This is a genomic window from Porphyromonas sp. C0026D3, assembly GCF_056590775.1.
This window is the reverse complement of record NZ_JBWPWU010000005.1, coordinates 164,007-182,988: the sequence shown is the minus strand read 5'-3', so window position 1 is coordinate 182,988 and position 18,982 is coordinate 164,007. Positions and strand designations below refer to the sequence as shown.

Below are 18,982 nucleotides of genomic sequence, written 5' to 3'. Positions count from 1 at the left end.
ACAACACACATAAGAAAGATACTACAATGAGTAAGATTGGAATTTTTTACGGATCATCCACCGGTACCACTGAGGATATCGCTAAGCGTATTGCTGAGCAACTTGGAGTAGAAAGCGATGATATCTATGATGTAGCTGATGCTGATGCATCCGATGCTGATGCCTATGACATCCTTCTTCTCGGATCTTCTACTTGGGGAGATGGCGAGTTGCAGGACGATTGGTATGATTTCCTAGAGGAACTCAAAGGGCACCTCAACGGTAAAAAAGTGGGCGTTTTTGGCACGGGTGATAGCGACTCATACGGTGATAGCTTCTGTGATGCCGTGGGCCTGATATACAACGAAGTGTCTGGATGTGGTTGCACAATGATTGGTAGCATGCCTACTGACGGGTACAACTATGAGGAGTCCCAAGCTGAAAAGGATGGACACTTTGTCGGACTTTTGATTGACGAAGTGAATGAAGATGATCAGACTGACGATCGTATTGCCACTTGGGTCAAGACCCTGAAGTAATACACGGTCTAGATAAATATAAGAGAGGGTGTGTCAAAACGACTGTTTTGACACACCCTCGTTACTTGTATCGGAGGCGCATTGAAAAAGTCTCCTCCGACCGTTTGGAAAATTCTCTAATCCGCCTAAGCGATCGCTTCTATCCGTGAAATAAATCGCTTCTATCCGTCAAACAGATTGCTCCTATCCGTCAAAAATCAAGCCCTTTACAAAGTGTTGTTTGTCTGTGAGTTACTGACTGCTCAAAATTAGCCTTTTTGAGGACAACAGCAGAACAGATTTTGGCAAGAATAGATCAAAAAAGCAGGTGCGTCAAAAATCGTTTTGACACACCTGCTTTTGGCGTTATTTAGGTCTTATTCAGTATGTTGAAAGTGCCAATTGTATTTTTATGCAATCAGATTCCTGAACAAATTTAGGTTTGGAAATCTTTGTTGATGAGGCGGATAGTATTTGACTACACGACAAGAAGTGATGTTTAGGATTTTTCTCCAGACGCTGTATCTACCGTTTTGAGCTCCGGATACTTGATTCTTGCGTGGTTCATCGTTCTAAGTTTGTCAATAAATACCTGCTTGATGATTTCAATGTTTCTAAATGTGAGCGGAGTATTCTTTAGCATCCCACTTGCAACAACCTCATCTACCATTTTCGTAACATGGTTGATGAGCTTTTCTTCTGTCAGATTTCCCAAGCTCCGGGACGATGCTTCCACAACATCGGCCAGCATAAGTACCCCTTGCTCTTTAGTTGAGGGATTCGGACCTGGGTAATGAAAGACCGTCTCGTCAATGACCTTCTCTGGATTTGCATTTTTGTATTGGATGTAAAAGTACTTAGTCATCCCGAGGCCGTGGTGTGTGCGGATAAAATCAATAATTTGCTTTGGCAATTTCGCCTTTTCTGCCATCTCTACACCATCGGTGACGTGCTTGATGATAAGTCTAGCACTTTCGTCATAAGATAGGTTGTCATGAGGGTTGATCCCGGACGCTTGGTTTTCTGTGAAGTATATGGGGTTGCGCATTTTACCGATATCATGATAGAGTGCCCCAGAGCGGATTAGCTGGACATCACCACCTATCTTAGCAATTGCAGATGAGCTCAGAATAGAGACGTTTAGGGAGTGCTGGAAAGTACCTGGTGCGACTTCGCTTAGGCGACGCAATAGAGGTTTGTTGATATCTGCGAGCTCAACTAAGCTGATATTGGACACAAAGCCAAAACTACGCTCAACAAGGTAGACCATAGAGTACGAAAACATCAAGAATACCAAGTTGACGGCGAAATACAGGAGTGTGACGTACTTTAGCTCATGCAAGTTCGTACCCATAGCCATTGAGTATATGACGTAGGTCAGGACCATAGTTAGGAATACATAAAAAGTAGTCCTAATAAGATCGCTTCGTTGAGAAAGGTTATGAAGGGTAACAATGACTATACGTCCTGCTATGACATTGAGTATAATGAACTCCAACTGATCAGGAACAATCAACGAACTCGGGATTACCGTCATCAAAAAAGTCACGAATGCCGTACGAGAGTCGATGAAAATACGTACAAGTATGGCGATCATACAGTACGGAATCATGTAAACTGAAAGTGGTGCTATCGGGACCAATAGGTACGTAAGTCCGACAAAAAAGTCAACCAGAACGAAAATAAAAAGCAAATTCCGCCCATCTATGAGTACGTTTGGCCTGAACGCAGAGAAGTAAAGAAGAAGGGCAAAGAGCAGAAGTGTGATCAGTAGAAATATGCCTACTCGCTGTAAAATGACCTCCTCATCCGATATTGACTGCTGCTCATAGGCCTGTCTATAACTCTCGAGTTTTTGAAAGACATCCGGTGTGACCTCTTCGCCTTGACCTACGATTTTCTCACCCTTTGATACTTTCCCGATTGTCTCCTCTATGGCTGACTTTCTGGACTCTAGCATCTGGTCGGTCATGCTCTCATTGAGATAGAGGTTTGGCCTAATGTATGATGCAATATTTGCTCGTAACAATACGAGAGAGTCAAGTCCTGTAGGTAGATCCTTGAATAACCGTTTACAAGCCTGTCTCTGAGTCAAAACATCGGCACCGGTTCGACTTTTGGCAACATTGTCCGTGTCAATTACATAGAGTTGGGTGGTGTCCGATATTTGGGCATCGGCGCGGTCTTTTATGATTCCAATGCTGTAGATCTTTTCGAGTTCATCAAGCAGGTAACGCATGTATCCACTGTGACGTATGAGCTCGGAGGGCAGACTGTCTTTGTTGTAGGCTTCGGCTAGCCGATTCTTTTGTTGAATATACACTTGAGGTTGTACAGTGTAGTACTCAATCATCGTATTTTCTATAGCACTCTTTTCTGCCTGGATCCTATCTGGACTTTTCCGAATGTCAAAATCGAATTCGGCAATCACAACATCTTCGTAGCGCCATGGCTGATTGAGTGTATATCTGTACTTAAAGCGAGCTTGCTCTCTTTTGGGATATAAAGAAGTCAGAAGCAATGCAGATACAAGCAGTACCATGATTGCTCTAGCGTACATTTTCTTGTTTAACCTCATGTGGAGATCTGTTATTACAGAGAGTTTGGTATTGCTGATTTATCGGGTACTATTTCTCCGGTGCCACGCTATAAGCGTGTTTTTCATAAGGGTGATAATGGTCATAGGCCCCACGCCACCCGGAACAGGCGAGATATAGGAGCAGTGAGGTGCCACGTTGTCAAAGTCAACATCACCGGCAAGGCGATATCCACTTTTCCGACTATTGTCCGGTATGCGTGTCGTCCCGACATCTATCACCACGGCTCCTTCTTTTATCATATTTTCTTTGAGAAAATAGGGGGAGCCAAGTGCGGCTATTATGATATCCGCCGTTCTGCAAATCTCTTCAATATCTTTAGTCCTACTGTGACAAACTGTAATAGTGGCATCACCTGGATATGCTTTTTGTAGCATAAGTAATGCTACCGGCTTCCCAACTATGTTGCTTCGTCCAAGTACAACACAGTGTTTGCCTTGGGTCTCAATGTTATATCTCTTCATGAGCTCCAAGATTCCGGCCGGTGTTGCAGAGACAAATCCGGGCAAGCCTATACTCATTTTACCGATATTGATCGGATGAAAGCCGTCAACATCTTTTGAAGGGTCAATCGCCTCAATTACTTTTTGCTCATCGATATGCTTGGGTAATGGAAGCTGGACTATAAAGCCATCAATATTGTCGTCCTGGTTCATTTTGCCAACCTCCTTGAGGAGCTCCTCTTCGGTGATATCGTTGTCAAAACGAACGAGGGTACTCCTAAAGCCTAGCTCCTCGCAGGTCCTTATTTTGTTTTTTACATAGGTTTCACTACCGCCATCATGTCCTACAAGTATGGCGGCTAGGTGAGGGGGCTCATGACCTGACTCAACTATGGCGTGTACCTCATTAGCAATTTCTCGCCCAATCTCTCCCGCTACTCGCTTGCCGTCAAGTAGAGTGTATGGTTGGTTATTCATGGTTTCTTTTCCTGTGGTATATTGTGTGTATTTGGGCAATTATCGCAACTATTATCTATATGGCTTACCTATTTCGCATGCCTTTTAGTCCACTGGGTAAGCCTCCACTCATTTTTGAAATGTTGTGCAGTAATTTTCGTGATTGCATGAACTGCTTTATCACTCTATTTACCTCCTGAAGTGAGTTTCCGCTACCATCTGCGATTCTTTTTCTCCTTGACCCATTGATGAGATCAGGATGTGTACGCTCTTGGGGAGTCATAGACATTATGATGGACTCAATGCTCTTGAAGGCATTGTCATCAACATCCAGATCTTTGATTTGCTTGCCAACTCCCGGAATCATGCCCAAAAGATCCTTTAGGTTCCCCATCTTTCGAATGTTTTGGATTTGTTCCAAGAAGTCGTTGAAATCTAGCTCATTTTTTTTGAGCTTTTTCTCTAGTTCGGCCGCTTTCCGTTCATCGTACTGATCTTGCATGCGCTCTACAAGAGAGACTACATCGCCCATCCCGAGGATACGATCTGCCATCCGCTCTGGGTGAAAGACGTCAATCGCGTCAGGCTTTTCTCCAGTGCCGATGAACTTGATTGGCTTGTCCACTACTGTCCGTATAGATAGTGCAGCTCCGCCGCGAGTGTCTCCGTCCAATTTGGTAAGTACCACTCCGTCAAAATCCAATCGATCATTGAACTCTTTGGCCGTATTCACAGCGTCTTGCCCTGTCATAGAGTCAACGACAAAGAGTGTCTCTGTGGGGTGGACTGCAGCCTTGATCCGTGAGATCTCATCCATCAATACATCATCAACAGCAAGACGACCTGCTGTATCTATGATGATCGTGTCATACCCTTCTTTGAAAGCAAGTTTTAGCGCATTTTGTGCAATTGCAACCGGATCTTGGCTCCCATCCTCCGTATATACAGGGAGGCCCAACTGTTCACCGAGAACCTTTAACTGGTCAATTGCCGCTGGCCGATATACGTCACCAGCGACAAGAAGTGGCTTGAGGTTATACTTGGTCTTTAAGAGGTTGCCGAGTTTTCCGGTAAATGTGGTTTTCCCAGATCCTTGCAAACCTGACATCAATATGATATTCGGATGAGCATCAGTCTTAAATGGAGCTGCTGTTCCTCCCATCAGGGCGGTGAGCTCATCATGCACTATTTTGACCAGCAACTCTCCCGGCTTTACCGAGGTTAGTACTTTTTGACCTAGGGCTTTCTCCCGTACTCGATCCGTAAAAGTCTTTGCGACATTATAGTTGACGTCCGCTTCTAGGAGTGCTCGTCGCACATCTTTGACGGTTTCGGCTACATTTAGTTCTGTTATTTTTCCTTCGCCCTTGAGTATCTTGAATGACCGTTCAAGACGTTCTGATAGGTTATTAAACATTTCTCTGTGTGTACTCTCAATTATTGGATAATATAACACACAAAGTTACCAATTTATTAGAACCTTAGTCTTCAATATAAGCTCTTAGACTGAGTGTCTGCTGACCCCCTTGTTACAACTCAAATCACAGCCGATATAGTATTCGACATCAATATGTTTGGTGTTCAATGTCGTAGAAAACGTATGGCAGTCCTATAGGGGGCCCCCAGTAACTTACACTTAGAAAAATTCTCAGAAAGTAGGGGTGGGGTGTTTGCTCTTCATCGTAACTGTTGAGTGTGGATAAAGGGGAAATATCCGACCGTGTTTAGCGAGCTGGATGGGAGCTTTGGGTACCTTGTTGTTGGTGTTTGCATTTAGATAGGCTCTGAGCTGGACATGAGCAACAGGAGCCTTTTTTACTTCCTCTTAGGATTCTTACAACTTGCCTGACCACAATAACAGTGGCAATAGCGATAATGAAATATACAATGATTGACTGCATGCCTTGATCAAAACACAAAAAGGAAAGTAATCAAAAATGCGATAAGCCAAGCCACTGTGGTAGAGTATGCCACTTGAAAGCATGCCCACTTCCACGACCCAGACTCTCTGCCTATTGCCACTACCGTTGCTATACATGGAATGTACAAAAGTGTGAAAGCCATGAATGCAAACGCCACTGTCGGCGTGAAGACTCTGGCGCCATCAGAGTAGGTCTCATGTTGGAGCTTGCTGGGTAATCCTGTCGCATCAGAATTATTTCCATAGAGAACGCCCATAGTGCTTACGACAATCTCTTTGGCAGCGACTCCGGTCAATAAGGCTACACTCATTTTCCAATCAAAGTGGAGTGGCTCAAATACAGGCTGTATAGCATGCCCCAGTTGCCCGATGTAGGATTGTTCTTGTTGCTCAGATGGTGTGATCTCCGGATCAGAAGAGTGGGGAAAATACCCAAGTGCCCATATGATGATAGATGCCACCAATATCGTAGATCCCATTTTCTTTAGGTACTGTTTGCTCCGTTGCCACATGTGCAGGAAAACGCTAATGGGTGTTGGAATACGATATGGAGGAAGCTCCATCACAAAGGGGGTCTCATCGCTAGAAAAGAAACAACGCTTTAGAAGGAGTGCGCTGATTACAGCGACAACAATCCCGAGAAAGTACAGTGCAAAGAGCACTAGACCTGCTCTATTAGGGAAAAAGGTGCCTGCGAGCAACAAATAAATAGGGAGTCGTGCGCTACAACTCATGAATGGGTTTACCAGCATCGTCACCATGCGTGCGTTGCGATTCTCGATAGTACGCGTAGACATGATCGCAGGAACGTTGCACCCGAACCCCATCAAAAGTGGAATAAAGGACTTGCCATGCAATCCCATGCCATGCATGATTTTATCCATCAGAAATGCCGCTCTCGCCAAATATCCGGTATCTTCCATTAGAGATATGCATAGATAGAGGATGACGATATTGGGCAAAAACACAAGTACTCCTCCCACCCCCGATATAACACCGTCTGTAATTAAGTCTCGTAGTGGTCCGGGGGACATCCATGCGCCAATGTAGGTGTTGAGGTAATCCACCCCCGTCTCAATCCATTCCATGGGATACTGCCCAAGTAGAAAGGTCGCCTGAAACGTGAGAAGCATAATCAGAAGAAATATCGGATACCCCCAGATTTTATGCGTCAGAATATGGTCTATCTTTTGATTCCTCTCTGTAATTTTGGAGTAGTCCGGACTGTACGTCTCTTGGAGTGCACCTCGTACAAAACCGTATCGGCCATTGGTGATGCTTTCTTGGATTTCGTGATTAGTCTTTTTCTCGTAGTCCTGAATCGCATACTTGCTTCTAGAGATCAGATACTCCATCTTGGGTAAGCACTTGCTGACCAAATCTATGAAGGAGGTGTCCTCTTCGAGAAGTTTTATTGCAATAAACCTAGGGCGTACCCTTCCGAGTATGGGCGTACTGCTACTCTCTTCTACTTGCAAGACTGCTTCTTGGGTGAACGCTATCGCTTGTTCCAAAAACTCGGGATACTGAACGTCAACAATACGGCGCACATCAGATCGATGTTCAAATAACCTGATGATTTCCGAAAAAAGCTCTTCAAGTCCAAAACCGGTTCGCCCAACGGTTGGCACCATTGGTATGCCGATAAGTTCTTTTAGGGTATCTGTATTTAGTTGACTATCACTCTGCTCAAGTTCATCCCACATGTTTAGAGCAATCACCATAGGAAGTCCGCTCTCCATAACCTGTGTAGTCATATAGAGATTACGCTCGAGGTTGCATGCGTCAACTACGTTTAGGACGATATCGGGCGCATCATTACCAAAAATATATTGCTGGACGAAGCGCTCTTCAGGGCTGTATGATGAGAGTGAATAAGTTCCGGGAAGGTCAGTAAGCTCAAATGTATAGCCCCCTTGTCGATAGATAGCTGTCTTGGCAGAGACTGTCACTCCACTGTAATTGCCCACATGCTCAGATGCTCCACTGGCTGCATTGAATAGTGATGTCTTACCACAGTTGGGATTCCCTACGAATGCAACCTTGATGATATGCCTCTGTTCAAAAGATGTATTGGCATACAAGGGCTTAGGACCTTCCGATGAGTATTTGCAATGCTGACTTGGACTCTCTGTTGTTCGGGGTTCGGAGTCACATATTTTCCGAACCTCAATCGTCTCTGCTTCAGAACGACGGAGAGTAATATTATAGCCCAATATATGGTATTCTACAGGATCCTTTAGAGGAGCATTTTTTACCACAAGTATCTCCTCTCCGGGTATGAAACCCATCTCAAGCAATCGCTTTCTAAAAACCTTGGGTGCATGATGGGAAATAATGACTCCACGATCGCCGGTTTTTAGTTCAGATAGTTTCATTTTGTCTGTTTCATATTTTTATTCTACTGCGCAAATATACTCCCGTATTCAATAAAGCGATATACCTACTTATTGGTATTTCCGCATGAATGAATGGCGTGATATGGGTAAAATCAAGCCTCTAATGTGCAAACCCTCCTTTTAGCCCATTGATAAGTTCACCTGCTACGAAATTGCTTCCACCGATGAAGAGAGTCCGAATGCTTTTCTCTTGGCATATTCGTATGCCTTGATTGTAGGCATCCATTACTTCCGGAATAACCAATATGTTTTCAATACCGACTTTTCGAGCCAGGTCGGCCAGCCGATCTGCCGGCATTGAGCGTTCGCTCTTGGCATGTGTGCAGATGAGCTGAGCCGTGCTTGGTACATGGGATAGGACTGTAGCGACATCTTTGTCCGAGGCCATCCCGATCACACAAAGAACACCACCATCATTATGCCACTTTGTTAGTTGAGGTCCTAAGTAAGTCCAAGCGCCAGGATTATGCCCGGTATCCAAAACGACTCTGGGGCTATCTGGTTGAAGGACTTCTAACCTCCCTCTCAGGCCGACTTGGGCGACATTGGCAAAACCTCTAGCAACGGCATCGTCCGGTATATGTACGCCACATTGGCGGAGGATCGACAGCGCGTGAAGGACAGTCGTCGCATTTTCAATCTGATATATGCCAGGAAGTGGCAATGATAGAGTCCCAAAATGCGCTGTAGTGAGTTTATATCCTTCTGCATCTTCGCAATACATTAGTATCTCTTGCTTGTGATCAGCAAGGGTCAGGGGTGCATGGCATTCTGCCGCCTTTTTTGTGACAACCTCGGTTACATCCATTTCGCAACTACGCCCAAGGACCACCGGAATTTCTGGCTTGATGATACCGGCCTTTTCGTATGCTATTTCCGAGAGTGTATTGCCAAGGTAGGCGGTATGATCCAGACTCACATTCGTGATGACACTTACAAGTGGAGTTATGACATTGGTCGAGTCCAGCCTTCCGCCCATACCAACCTCAACAACAGCTATATCCACTTCTTGCTCGGAGAAGTAACTGAAAGCCATCGCCGTAGTGAGCTCAAAAAAGGAGGGCTCTATCTCCGAGGGAATTGCCGGTGCCACTTTTTTGACAAAGTCAAGGACATACTTTTCGGATATCATATCGCCATTAACACGTATGCGCTCACGAAAATCCACCAAGTGAGGAGAGGTAAAAAGCCCCACCTTTAGTCCAGATTCTTGTAGTGTTGAGGCTATAAGCGATGAGGTCGACCCTTTGCCATTAGTTCCCGCTACATGCACGGATCGAAACTTTGTCTGAGGAGAGCCAAATCGTTTGAGAAGGGCTTCTACTCTGCTTAGCCCAGGCTTATAGGCTTTCGACCCAATGTTTTGGAAAACAGGAATTTGGTTAAATAAAAATGCAACGGCTTGAGAATATGAGTCCATTGTTGAATGTTATTTTTTTAATCGCAAACTATTCAGCACCACACATATTGAGCTCATGGCCATTGCCGCCGCAGCAACCATTGGGGAAAGCTCAAGGGTAGGGGAAAGAATGCCTGCTGCAAGAGGAATAGCAACCAAATTATAACCAAATGCCCAAAAGAAATTTTCGTAAATAATTCGTTCCGTACGTTGAGAGAGTGATATGGCACCATCTAAGACGAGCAAAGAATCCGCTAGGACCGTGACTTGTGCCACATCTGTGGCCACATCACTTCCGCTGGCCATAGCTATGCTTAGGTCGGCCAATGCCAGCGCCGGGGAGTCATTGACACCGTCACCGACCATGGCCACAACCTTTCCATTCAATTGTAGTTGCTCAACAAAAGCCTGCTTGTCTAGTGGAGTCATGTTTCCCTCTGCACTATGAATGCCAACTTTGTCCGATATAGTCATTACTCGTTGACGTTGATCACCGGACAGTAGATGTAGTGCAAGCCCCCTGTCCGAAAGTCGTTGTACGACCTTCCTCGCATCTTCTCTTAGCTCGTCATCCAAGGCTATGATCGCCAGCAGTTCACCGTCCTTGGTATAATAGACGAGAGTACTTGTACTGTTCTTTTCCAAAAAGGCCTCTGCTTGTGGCGATGGTTGATACGTAGCAAAGGAGTCATTGCCTATTCTATATTTGTGTCCTCCATATTCAAACAAAAGACCGCCTCCCGATACTTCCTCCACAGAGAGGCTTATGCCATTCTCTGCAGGGGAGTATTCGGATATGGCTTTGGCTACAGGATGAGAGGATTGCTGTTCGGCAACTGACAAAAGCGTGCGGTATAGAGGCGTATCACATAGCCATATTTCGTCTTGTATGCGAAACTCTCCTTTGGTTAGGGTTCCTGTTTTGTCAAAAATCAAGTCCGTTACTTTGCTCAAGTGCTCAAGTGCCACTGCGTCACGAATCAAAAGGCCCATCTGAGAGGCACGTCCAATTGCGACCGCAATAGCTGTAGGTGTCGCCAGACCTAGTGCACACGGACAAGCAATGACAAGGACGCTGATAGCATGGTAAAGTCCTTTCGACCACGAGTCAACATCCCCAAACATCCCCCATGATACAAAAGTCAGTAGGGCTATCAGCAGGATTGCGGGAACAAAAACTCCTGAAATTTTATCAGCGATCCGTTGGATCGGAGCCTTAGTTGCTTGGGCATCTTGTACCGATTTGATAATCATCCCCAGCATCGTCTCTGCTCCGACTTTTCGTGCCACAAATCTAGCGCTACCTCCCACGCACACCGTACCGGCATATACAGGATCCCCAATTGCCTTATCCACCGGTAGTGCCTCTCCGGTAATGTTTTTTTCGTCAAAGACTCCTTGGGTTAGCAAATGACCGTCAACCGGTACATAGTCTCCTTTGCGGACTAAGATCACATCACCAACCCTAATCTCAGCAACCGGCTCCTCGCGTACGATCCCTTCTTGTTCGATAAGTGCATGGGTAGGCCTTATAGACATGAGAGCACGCAATGCATCACCGGTACGCGCTTTTGCCTTTTCCTCAAGCAATCTACCAAGTAGCACAAAAGAGATGATCATTCCGATGACATCAAAGTATCCACTCCCCATAGAGTCGTGGTTGCCCCCTGCGCAGATGAGGAAAAAGCGTACAACACTAAAGAGGTAGGCAACGGAGGTACTCATGCTGATGAGCGTATCCATCGTAAAGCTCCCATGGACTATTTGCCGGAGGGCACGATGGTGGTATTCTCTTGCACAATAAAAGTAAATCACTGAAGCCAGTAGAAAACTCAGGATCTCAATGTAGCCTTCGCTGATTCCAAGTAAATGCGGATGCCATCCAATAGTCATCATGATTGCAGACAAAAGCACTGCGGTGATGAGCTTGTTTTTCAGGCTCGATACTCCGCTGTCTGCCATGTGGGTAGAGTAGGGGACATCCTTTGTCTCGTCATCTATGAGTAGATCATACCCTATGCCTTGGACCACAGCTCGGAGTTGTTGTTGCGAAACGACACGGTCCTCATAGTGGATAGTGGCACTATGCTCAAGCAGATTGACATCCGCACTCTGGACACCGGCACACTTTCTGAGGGCTGACTCCACTGCAGCCGAACAACCGGCACAACTCATCCCTGTCACAGTATATCTCTTCGTTTGCTTCATATTCGGATGGTATTACTATTTTTATTTTGGACATTATTTCTACTCATCATAAGGCATTGTGTCACGTCGCTCATTGATTTTAGCCTCTCTGTAGTAGTTTTCGAGTTGCTCTAACGAAAGACTTCGAAGCTGTTGCCCATTTTCTTGAGCTTTCGCCTCCACATAATTGAAGCGTTTGGTAAATTTATTATTAGTCCTTTCAAGTGAAGTGTCTGGGTCAACTCCATAGAGTCGCCCCATATTGATTAGGCTAAATAAGAGATCTCCAAACTCCTCTTCCCTACGTGCGTTTGACTCCTCTCCTTCAATCACCTCACGGAGTTCCTGTAGCTCTTCAGAAATTTTTGCCCAAATGTCGCTACGATCCTCCCAATCAAATCCGACATTAGAGACCTTTTCCTGGATTCGATACGCCTTGATCATCGATGGAAGACTGCGAGGAACACCAGCGAGTACTGTCTTATTGCCACCCTTTTCTTTCAGCTTGATAGCCTCCCAGTTTTGTTCGACCTCATGCGCATCCTTCACCTTGGTATCTCCAAATATATGAGGATGTCTAAAAATCAATTTGTCTACCAGCTTGTCACATACATCCTTTAGGTCAAATGCTCCTTGCTCATCTCCTATTTTTGCATAAAAAAGGACATGTAGTAGCACATCTCCCAGCTCCTTCTTGATGTCCTCTACATCAGATCGCAGAAGTGCGTCACTTAGCTCATATACCTCCTCAATAGTATTGGGACGCAACGAGAGATTCGTCTGCTTGGCATCCCATGGGCATTGCACCCGAAGGATATCAAGGATGTCCAAAAGTTTCTCAAATGATTGAAGCTGTTCTTTTCTTCTCATCTCATCATACTTTGTAATTATATAGTCACAAACATACCACTTTTTGAGGCAAAAAGATTTATAAACCACAGTACAGCGATTCCCTCAATTACGTTTGGGAAAGCCCATAGATCAGAACTATGTTTTTAGTAAGAAAAACGACTCACTACTTTTAGGCCAGATTGTGCCCTAAAAGTAGTGAGTCGTAAACCACTGAGAGTAGGGGTGTTGTTGGGGATGAAATATTTCACGGATAGAAGCAAAAGTTTTCACGGATAGAAGCGATCGGTTTTACGGATAGAAGCAAATGTTTAGACGCATAAAAGAATTGCTGATCACCATTTCAAGAAAGAATCTTGGTGTGACAGACAATGCCGTGCCCTTGGTTCGAAGATGGGCTGGCAGCAGGTATATATCACACCGTATATGTGAATAAATATCCAATATATTTACATCCCAGGAGTCATTGTTCACATTTGTGAATCCAAAACTATACACATCTGTCACAAATGTAAATCTTGAGCCATAGGTCAATAACACAACCCACAATCTGCTATCTTTGCACGGATTAACGAAAGAGATAGCTACCAACTTTTGATATAAAATGCTTTGCATTATAGTGTTATATGCATTCCCTCCAAAAATTGTAGGACCGCCGGTGATCCCGTGTCGCCATAACCCCTCGAATTTACCATCGTTAGTTCGTTTTGAAAAGACCAATCATCTAATAATTAGATTATTACGAAAATTTTCAAAAAATATTATAGGTTGGGTTATCGGGGTAATCGTATAAAAACTTGGACCATATTCAATGAGTCTATTTTTGAAACGATTATTTATGTATAAATTTGTACACACGGATTGGATATAGAGTTTGGACGTTTAACCAGTGTGTGAATTCACATGCTAATACACACTTTTTACAGGAAAAAAATGAGCACAACCAAAGAACGAATAAAAAGCATAATTACCCGAGAAGGACTTAGTCAAGTGGATTTTTCAACCCGAACAGGTATAAAGACTTCCACACTCAGTCATGTCTTGACCGGAAGAAATAATGCCAGCTCGGAGGTGGTCGACAAGATACTTGCCGCTTTTCCAAACTACGAAGCAGAGTGGTTACTCAACGGTGTTGGACCGATGCTCACTTCCGTAGCTAGAATTCAAGAAGAACGAGAGCGATCAATTCCTCTATTTCGTGAGGTCGTTCCCACACAGCAGACCACGTCACCAGGGCCCGGAGAGGCTGTTGACAACGTTGTTGGGGGCAATATTGTGGACAGTGGCATTGCTCCTTTCTCAAAAAAACAGGTAGAGAAGGTCATCATCTATTATGACGACAACACCTATGAGGTGCTTCTTCCTGCTTCGAAAAAAAATAACGAGTAGAGTTAGCCTGGGGTGGTAGTGACGTTCAAAGCCGATCTGATATCTGTTAAGAAGAGGTCATTGTTTTTATTCCTGACAAAAAGGAACTCTTAGGTGAAGATGCAGTATCTTTGTGTCAGAGATGAGACTGATACAAAGTATAAAAACTACGAAAACCTGTGGCAAGCATAGAAATGTCGCATAGCGGATTTGCATCGCCCGCCACTGATCATGCGACAAATCCTATAGACCTTAACAAAGAGCTAGTACAGCACCCCGAGACAACCTTTTTTGCGCGCATCGAAGGAGATGCGCTCAGTGATGTCGGGGTGTACGATAGTGACCTGATCGTAATAGACCGTTCGCTCACATTTTGTGAAAATGACTTGGTCGTGTGTTACCTCAATGGCGCATTTGATATCAAGTTCGTCCATTACGACAAAAATGGTAGCATATTCCTAACCTCATCGGATCCTGAACAAGCCTCATATACTTTTGAGACTACTCCGGATCTTATGCTTTGGGGGGTTATCACCCATATAATTCACCGTCCCAATAAGAAAAGGCAGTGTACGGTTTAATTGATTGTAACAACTTCTATGTGAGTTGCGAGAGACTTTTTCGGCCAGAGCTGGTAGGGCGGCCAGTGGTAGTCCTCTCAAATAATGATGGATGCGTGATTAGTAGGAGTAATGAGGCAAAAAGGCTCGGAGTACCTATGGGGGTACCTGCTTTTCAGGTCAAGGAGCTCATTGATCAAGAAAACATTGTCGTCTGCTCCAGCAACTATGCTTTATATGGAGACCTATCCAATCGAGTAATGCGTATCATTGGACATACCATGCCCCAACAAGAAATTTACTCTATTGATGAATGTTTTGTGAAAGTTGGCAACAACGAAGAGTTGGAGCAAATTGGCAAAGAGGTGCGACAGAAGGTGTTGAGGGGGACTGGTATCCCGATTAGTATAGGCTTTGCTCCCACGAAGACTTTGGCCAAAATTACTAACCATGTAGCTAAAAAACAGGAGGAATATGGCGGAGTTTTTGTACTGAATGATGCACAACTCACGCGTAGCATTCTCAAAGCGACCCCAATCAACGATGTATGGGGGATTGGCAGACATAATCTGCAAAAGATGATAGACTACAACATCCTAAATGCGGAAGAGCTAACCAGGCGCTCTACGCGGTGGATAAAACACAACTTCACATCGACAGGGCTGGATACCTACTACGAATTAAAAGGTGTTGAGCGCATCAAACTCGACCCCACCACAACAATGAGTATCAGGCGTAGTAGATCATTTAGTACCCCTATTTCGGATAAGCACGAATTATATACGATTATGATGGAGTTTGCCGACATTGTCTGCACATCGCTACAGAAGAAAGGGCTACTGGCCAATACGATTATCCTCTATCTGAAAACTGATCGACATAATGATAAGCAAAAACAATACTTCCCGGAAGCAAGAATAAAACTGGACACCCCGACAAATAATTTGTCTGATCTTGCTCCAGTACTCAAAGCTCTATTGGATAGGCTCTACAAGTCTGACTGTCCCTTCAAAAAAGCTGGGATTATAGCTACGGAAATGGAAAACTCTGGCAGTCGCCTTTCCTTTTATTCCGAAGAGCGACTAAAGGAAAAAGAAATACAACAACTCAGTAAACTCTTCTCTGAGAAGTATGGTAGAGAGGCCCTCTTCATGGCGATCCGTGATCCCCATATACTCGATGGCATTACCCGACACAACCACAAAACTCAAAACTTCACAACCGATATACGCGAGATACTCTGTATCAAACCCACCCGATAAACAGCGGATTGTGCGCCTCTAAATTTATGGGGAAATCATTTCTATTTTTCGGTATCTTTGTAGTGTAGTTGGTTTCCACGCCTTGAAATGATTGACAGATCAACCATAGATAAGGTTATTGATCGAGCTGAGATTGTTGATGTCGTCAGTGACTTCGTAACCCTTCACCGAAAAGGGAAAGACTATGTCGGTCTTTGCCCCTTTCACGATGATACAAGGCCATCGTTTAGCGTCTCTCCATCACGTAACATATGTAAGTGCTTCTCTTGCGGTGAGGGTGGCAATCCGCTGACTTTCATAATGAAGCATGAGCACTTGACATTTCCTGAAGCAATCAAATACTTGGGGCGAAAGTATGGGATTACGGTAGAGGATAAAGAGGCCACTCCCGAGCAACTGGAACGTAAAAACAAGCGGGAAGAACTTAGAGCTGTCAACACATTTGCCAAAGATGCGTTTGTAACGACCCTCCATCAGGATGCAGAAGGCAGGCGTATAGGCCTGAGTTATTTCAGAGAGCGAGGTCTCAAGGATGAGACGATAAAGGAATTTGAGCTTGGATACTCCCCCAACGACTCAACTTTTATGGTCCGGAAAGCAAGGAGTGCAGGCATGAGTTTGGAAGACATGGAGGAGGTCGGCCTTGTACTCAAAACACAAAAAGGAGACTATATCGATCGATACAGGGATCGAGTAATCTATCCGATTCACTCAATAAGTGGTAGTGTCGTTGGATTTGGAGGACGAATACTGGTCAAAAAGGAAAACACCGGTAAGTATGTCAACTCCCCGGCATCTATACTATACGACAAGAGCAGGGAACTCTATGGACTATACCATGCCAAAAACGCTATTTCGAAAAGCGATAAATGTCTGGTGGTGGAAGGCTACATGGATGTCCTATCAATGCACCAAAGGGGAATAAAGAACGTCGTTGCAAGTTCGGGAACGGCTCTAACCGGCGAGCAAGTACAAATGATCAGGCGCTACACACCAAATGTGACGCTGATATTTGATAGTGATGCGGCAGGGCTAAAAGCAGCCCTCAAAGGTTTGGATGTAGGACTTGAGAAAAGTATGAACGTCCAAGTGGTCACGCTTCCAGAAAATGAAGACCCTGATTCTTTTGCACGAACTCACAGTCGTGAAACTATTGAAGAATACATCCAAGAAAATGAAGTTGATGGGCTCTTTTTTAAGGCAAAAGAGCTCAAGAAAGAGCTCGGAGATACTCCCCAAGCTCAAGCGAGCATAGTACAGCAACTTGCTGAGTCAATAGCACACATACCCGAGCAATTGACCCGAGAAATCTATATTGGGAACATTGCGAACCTCATGGGGGTAACAGTGAATGCTCTAGCCAGGAAAGTAGAGGAACTATGTCGCGAGAAGGTTAACGAACGATATAGGGCAAAGGAGAGGGAGCAACAGCGAACCAAACGTCAAGAAACTCAAGAAAGTGACAAAAATGTCTCGGATGCCTCGAATGATAAAAGTCAGGCACACACACCCGGGAGACGTGCCACCATCAAGGCTCCGGTCACCCCTTTTGAGGAAGAACTATTGAGATATATTCTAAAGGAGGGGATGCTTGTGCTTGAGGATTTTCAAAAAAACGATGGGACCATCGGTGGAAATGTAATAGAGGCTATCTATGATCAGACGCTAGATCTGCGCACAACCGGCACGCTTAGCAAAACATTCCAGCAGATACTAGATGAACTCATGGATGAACTGGAACAAAACCCAAGACTCTCTCCGGAACGCTATCTAACGTGGCATGAAAATGAGATCATAACCTACTACTCAACCAAAATGTTGATTGACGACTATGTCCTGAGTTCCATGCACAGTAAATTTGAAGAAGAGGAGAAACAGGCTGCTCAAATTAGCTACCGCATAATGCAAGTCATAATGAGCTATAAGTATGACGTGATCCTAAAAAAGATATCTGAAATGCTTGGCCGTATATACTCTTTTGCTAATGAAGCCGGAGGATCGTCTGATGAGGAAGCTATGCTTTTTTCGGAATATGCTCGGTTGTGTGAGCTGAAAAATAAACTAGCAAAAAGATTGGGTGAAAGAATCATAAACCCATATAGTAGAGTGCTTAGAGATGAGTAGTGAGTACATTGTGGAGGTGAAAGATATTGTCAAGGATTATGCGAACCATCGAGCGTTGGATCATGTAAGCCTTGCGGTAGAAAAAGGAAAGATTCATGGTCTATTGGGGCCAAATGGAGCCGGAAAAACGACTCTTATTCGTATCCTCAACCAAATCACCGCTCCGGACTCAGGTGTGGTAATATTTGATGGGCATCCATTCACGAGGTCAGATCTTGACTCTATTGGTTATCTCCCCGAGGAACGAGGCTTGTACAGAAAAATGAAAGTCGGAGACCAAGCCATATATCTTTCCAGGCTAAAAGGGCTCAGCTTGCGAGAGGCAAAAAGAAGATTACAAGTGTGGTTCGAAAGAATGGAGATCATGCCATGGTGGAATAAAAGGGTATCCGAACTTTCGAAAGGAATGGCACAAAAGGTTCAGTTTATCTGTACCGTCATTCATGAACCTAAGTTGCTTATATTTGATGAGCCATTTAGTGGATTTGACCCTATCAATGTGAAAATCCTCAAAGACGAAATTTTTCGGCTAAGGGAAAATGGGCATACTCTGATTTTCTCTACGCACAACATGCAAAGTGTGGAAGACCTATGCGACAATCTTACGCTTATTAACCAATCAAAAGTTGTATTGCAGGGTACAGTCCAGAGTGTGAGAGAAAGTTATAAGGGAAATATCTACAAAGTCATTTATGACTCCACCCCAACCATTTCGGATGCTTCGAGCAACCACTTTACCATAAATAGTCTGATTTCCAATGAGTATGGTCGCACAAGTCTACTTTTGGAAAACAACCGATCATTGACCTCAAATGAAATAATACAACTGTGTACTCAATGGGGGAACATCATACACTTTGAAGAGGTCCTACCAAGCATGAATGAAATATTTCTTGATGCAGTAAAAAAGAAATAGCCAA

Annotated in this window: 13 protein-coding genes; 6 read left to right on the top strand and 7 right to left on the bottom strand. The window is 44.4% G+C overall.

The annotated features are described in order from the left end of the window. The first annotated feature begins 26 nt into the window (after positions 1-26). A complete protein-coding gene (locus AC1EK1_RS05635) occupies positions 27-518 on the top strand; it encodes a flavodoxin (RefSeq protein ID WP_480306074.1) in 492 nt (163 codons plus the stop codon). A gap of 478 nt (positions 519-996) precedes the next feature. Here AC1EK1_RS05635 and AC1EK1_RS05630 read toward each other — a convergent pair whose 3' ends face one another. The 7 genes from AC1EK1_RS05630 to mazG form a co-directional block, all read right to left on the bottom strand. Beyond that, positions 997-3,075, bottom strand: a complete 2,079-nt coding sequence (locus tag AC1EK1_RS05630; protein ID WP_480307269.1) for an HD family phosphohydrolase — start codon at positions 3,073-3,075, stop codon at positions 997-999. A gap of 39 nt (positions 3,076-3,114) precedes the next feature. Continuing rightward, positions 3,115-4,014: a bifunctional methylenetetrahydrofolate dehydrogenase/methenyltetrahydrofolate cyclohydrolase FolD gene (folD, locus tag AC1EK1_RS05625; RefSeq protein ID WP_480306070.1), complete on the bottom strand. Its 900-nt coding sequence runs from the start codon at positions 4,012-4,014 to the stop codon at positions 3,115-3,117. Positions 4,015-4,078: 64 nt separating this feature from the next. Next, the gene (ffh, locus tag AC1EK1_RS05620) at positions 4,079-5,410 is read right to left on the bottom strand and encodes a signal recognition particle protein (RefSeq protein WP_480306068.1); all 1,332 of its coding nucleotides are present in this window, start codon (positions 5,408-5,410) and stop codon (positions 4,079-4,081) included. A gap of 491 nt (positions 5,411-5,901) precedes the next feature. Beyond that, complete coding sequence (gene feoB / locus AC1EK1_RS05615; RefSeq protein WP_480306067.1) at positions 5,902-8,292, bottom strand: ferrous iron transport protein B; 2,391 nt, start codon at positions 8,290-8,292, stop codon at positions 5,902-5,904. 121 nt (positions 8,293-8,413) lie between these two features. Further along, positions 8,414-9,733, bottom strand: a complete 1,320-nt coding sequence (locus AC1EK1_RS05610) for a bifunctional folylpolyglutamate synthase/dihydrofolate synthase (protein WP_480306065.1) — start codon at positions 9,731-9,733, stop codon at positions 8,414-8,416. Between the two features lie 9 nt (positions 9,734-9,742). After that, on the bottom strand, positions 9,743-11,920 hold the full coding sequence (locus AC1EK1_RS05605) for a heavy metal translocating P-type ATPase (protein ID WP_480306063.1): 2,178 nt from the start codon (positions 11,918-11,920) through the stop codon (positions 9,743-9,745). A 39-nt stretch (positions 11,921-11,959) separates the two neighbouring features. After that, positions 11,960-12,769, bottom strand: coding sequence for a nucleoside triphosphate pyrophosphohydrolase (mazG, locus tag AC1EK1_RS05600; protein ID WP_480306061.1), 810 nt, complete (start codon positions 12,767-12,769; stop codon positions 11,960-11,962). Between the two features lie 912 nt (positions 12,770-13,681). Here mazG and AC1EK1_RS05595 point away from each other — a divergent pair. The 5 genes from AC1EK1_RS05595 to AC1EK1_RS05575 all read left to right on the top strand — a co-directional run bounded on the left by AC1EK1_RS05595 (position 13,682) and on the right by AC1EK1_RS05575 (position 18,978). Then, entirely contained in the window at positions 13,682-14,137 is a 456-nt protein-coding gene (locus AC1EK1_RS05595; RefSeq protein ID WP_480306060.1) for a helix-turn-helix domain-containing protein, read from the top strand. A 158-nt stretch (positions 14,138-14,295) separates the two neighbouring features. Then, on the top strand, positions 14,296-14,697 hold the full coding sequence (locus AC1EK1_RS05590) for a LexA family protein (RefSeq protein ID WP_480306058.1): 402 nt from the start codon (positions 14,296-14,298) through the stop codon (positions 14,695-14,697). Continuing rightward, positions 14,685-15,938, top strand: coding sequence for a Y-family DNA polymerase (locus AC1EK1_RS05585; protein WP_480306057.1), 1,254 nt, complete (start codon positions 14,685-14,687; stop codon positions 15,936-15,938). The genes AC1EK1_RS05590 and AC1EK1_RS05585 overlap by 13 nt, the downstream gene beginning before the upstream one ends. Before the next feature lie 87 nt (positions 15,939-16,025). Next, positions 16,026-18,062 (top strand): DNA primase, encoded by a 2,037-nt coding sequence (gene dnaG, locus AC1EK1_RS05580; RefSeq protein WP_480306055.1) that lies wholly within the window; start codon positions 16,026-16,028, stop codon positions 18,060-18,062. Beyond that, complete coding sequence (locus AC1EK1_RS05575; RefSeq protein ID WP_480306053.1) at positions 18,055-18,978, top strand: ABC transporter ATP-binding protein; 924 nt, start codon at positions 18,055-18,057, stop codon at positions 18,976-18,978. The genes dnaG and AC1EK1_RS05575 overlap by 8 nt, the downstream gene beginning before the upstream one ends. Positions 18,979-18,982 lie beyond the last annotated feature (4 nt).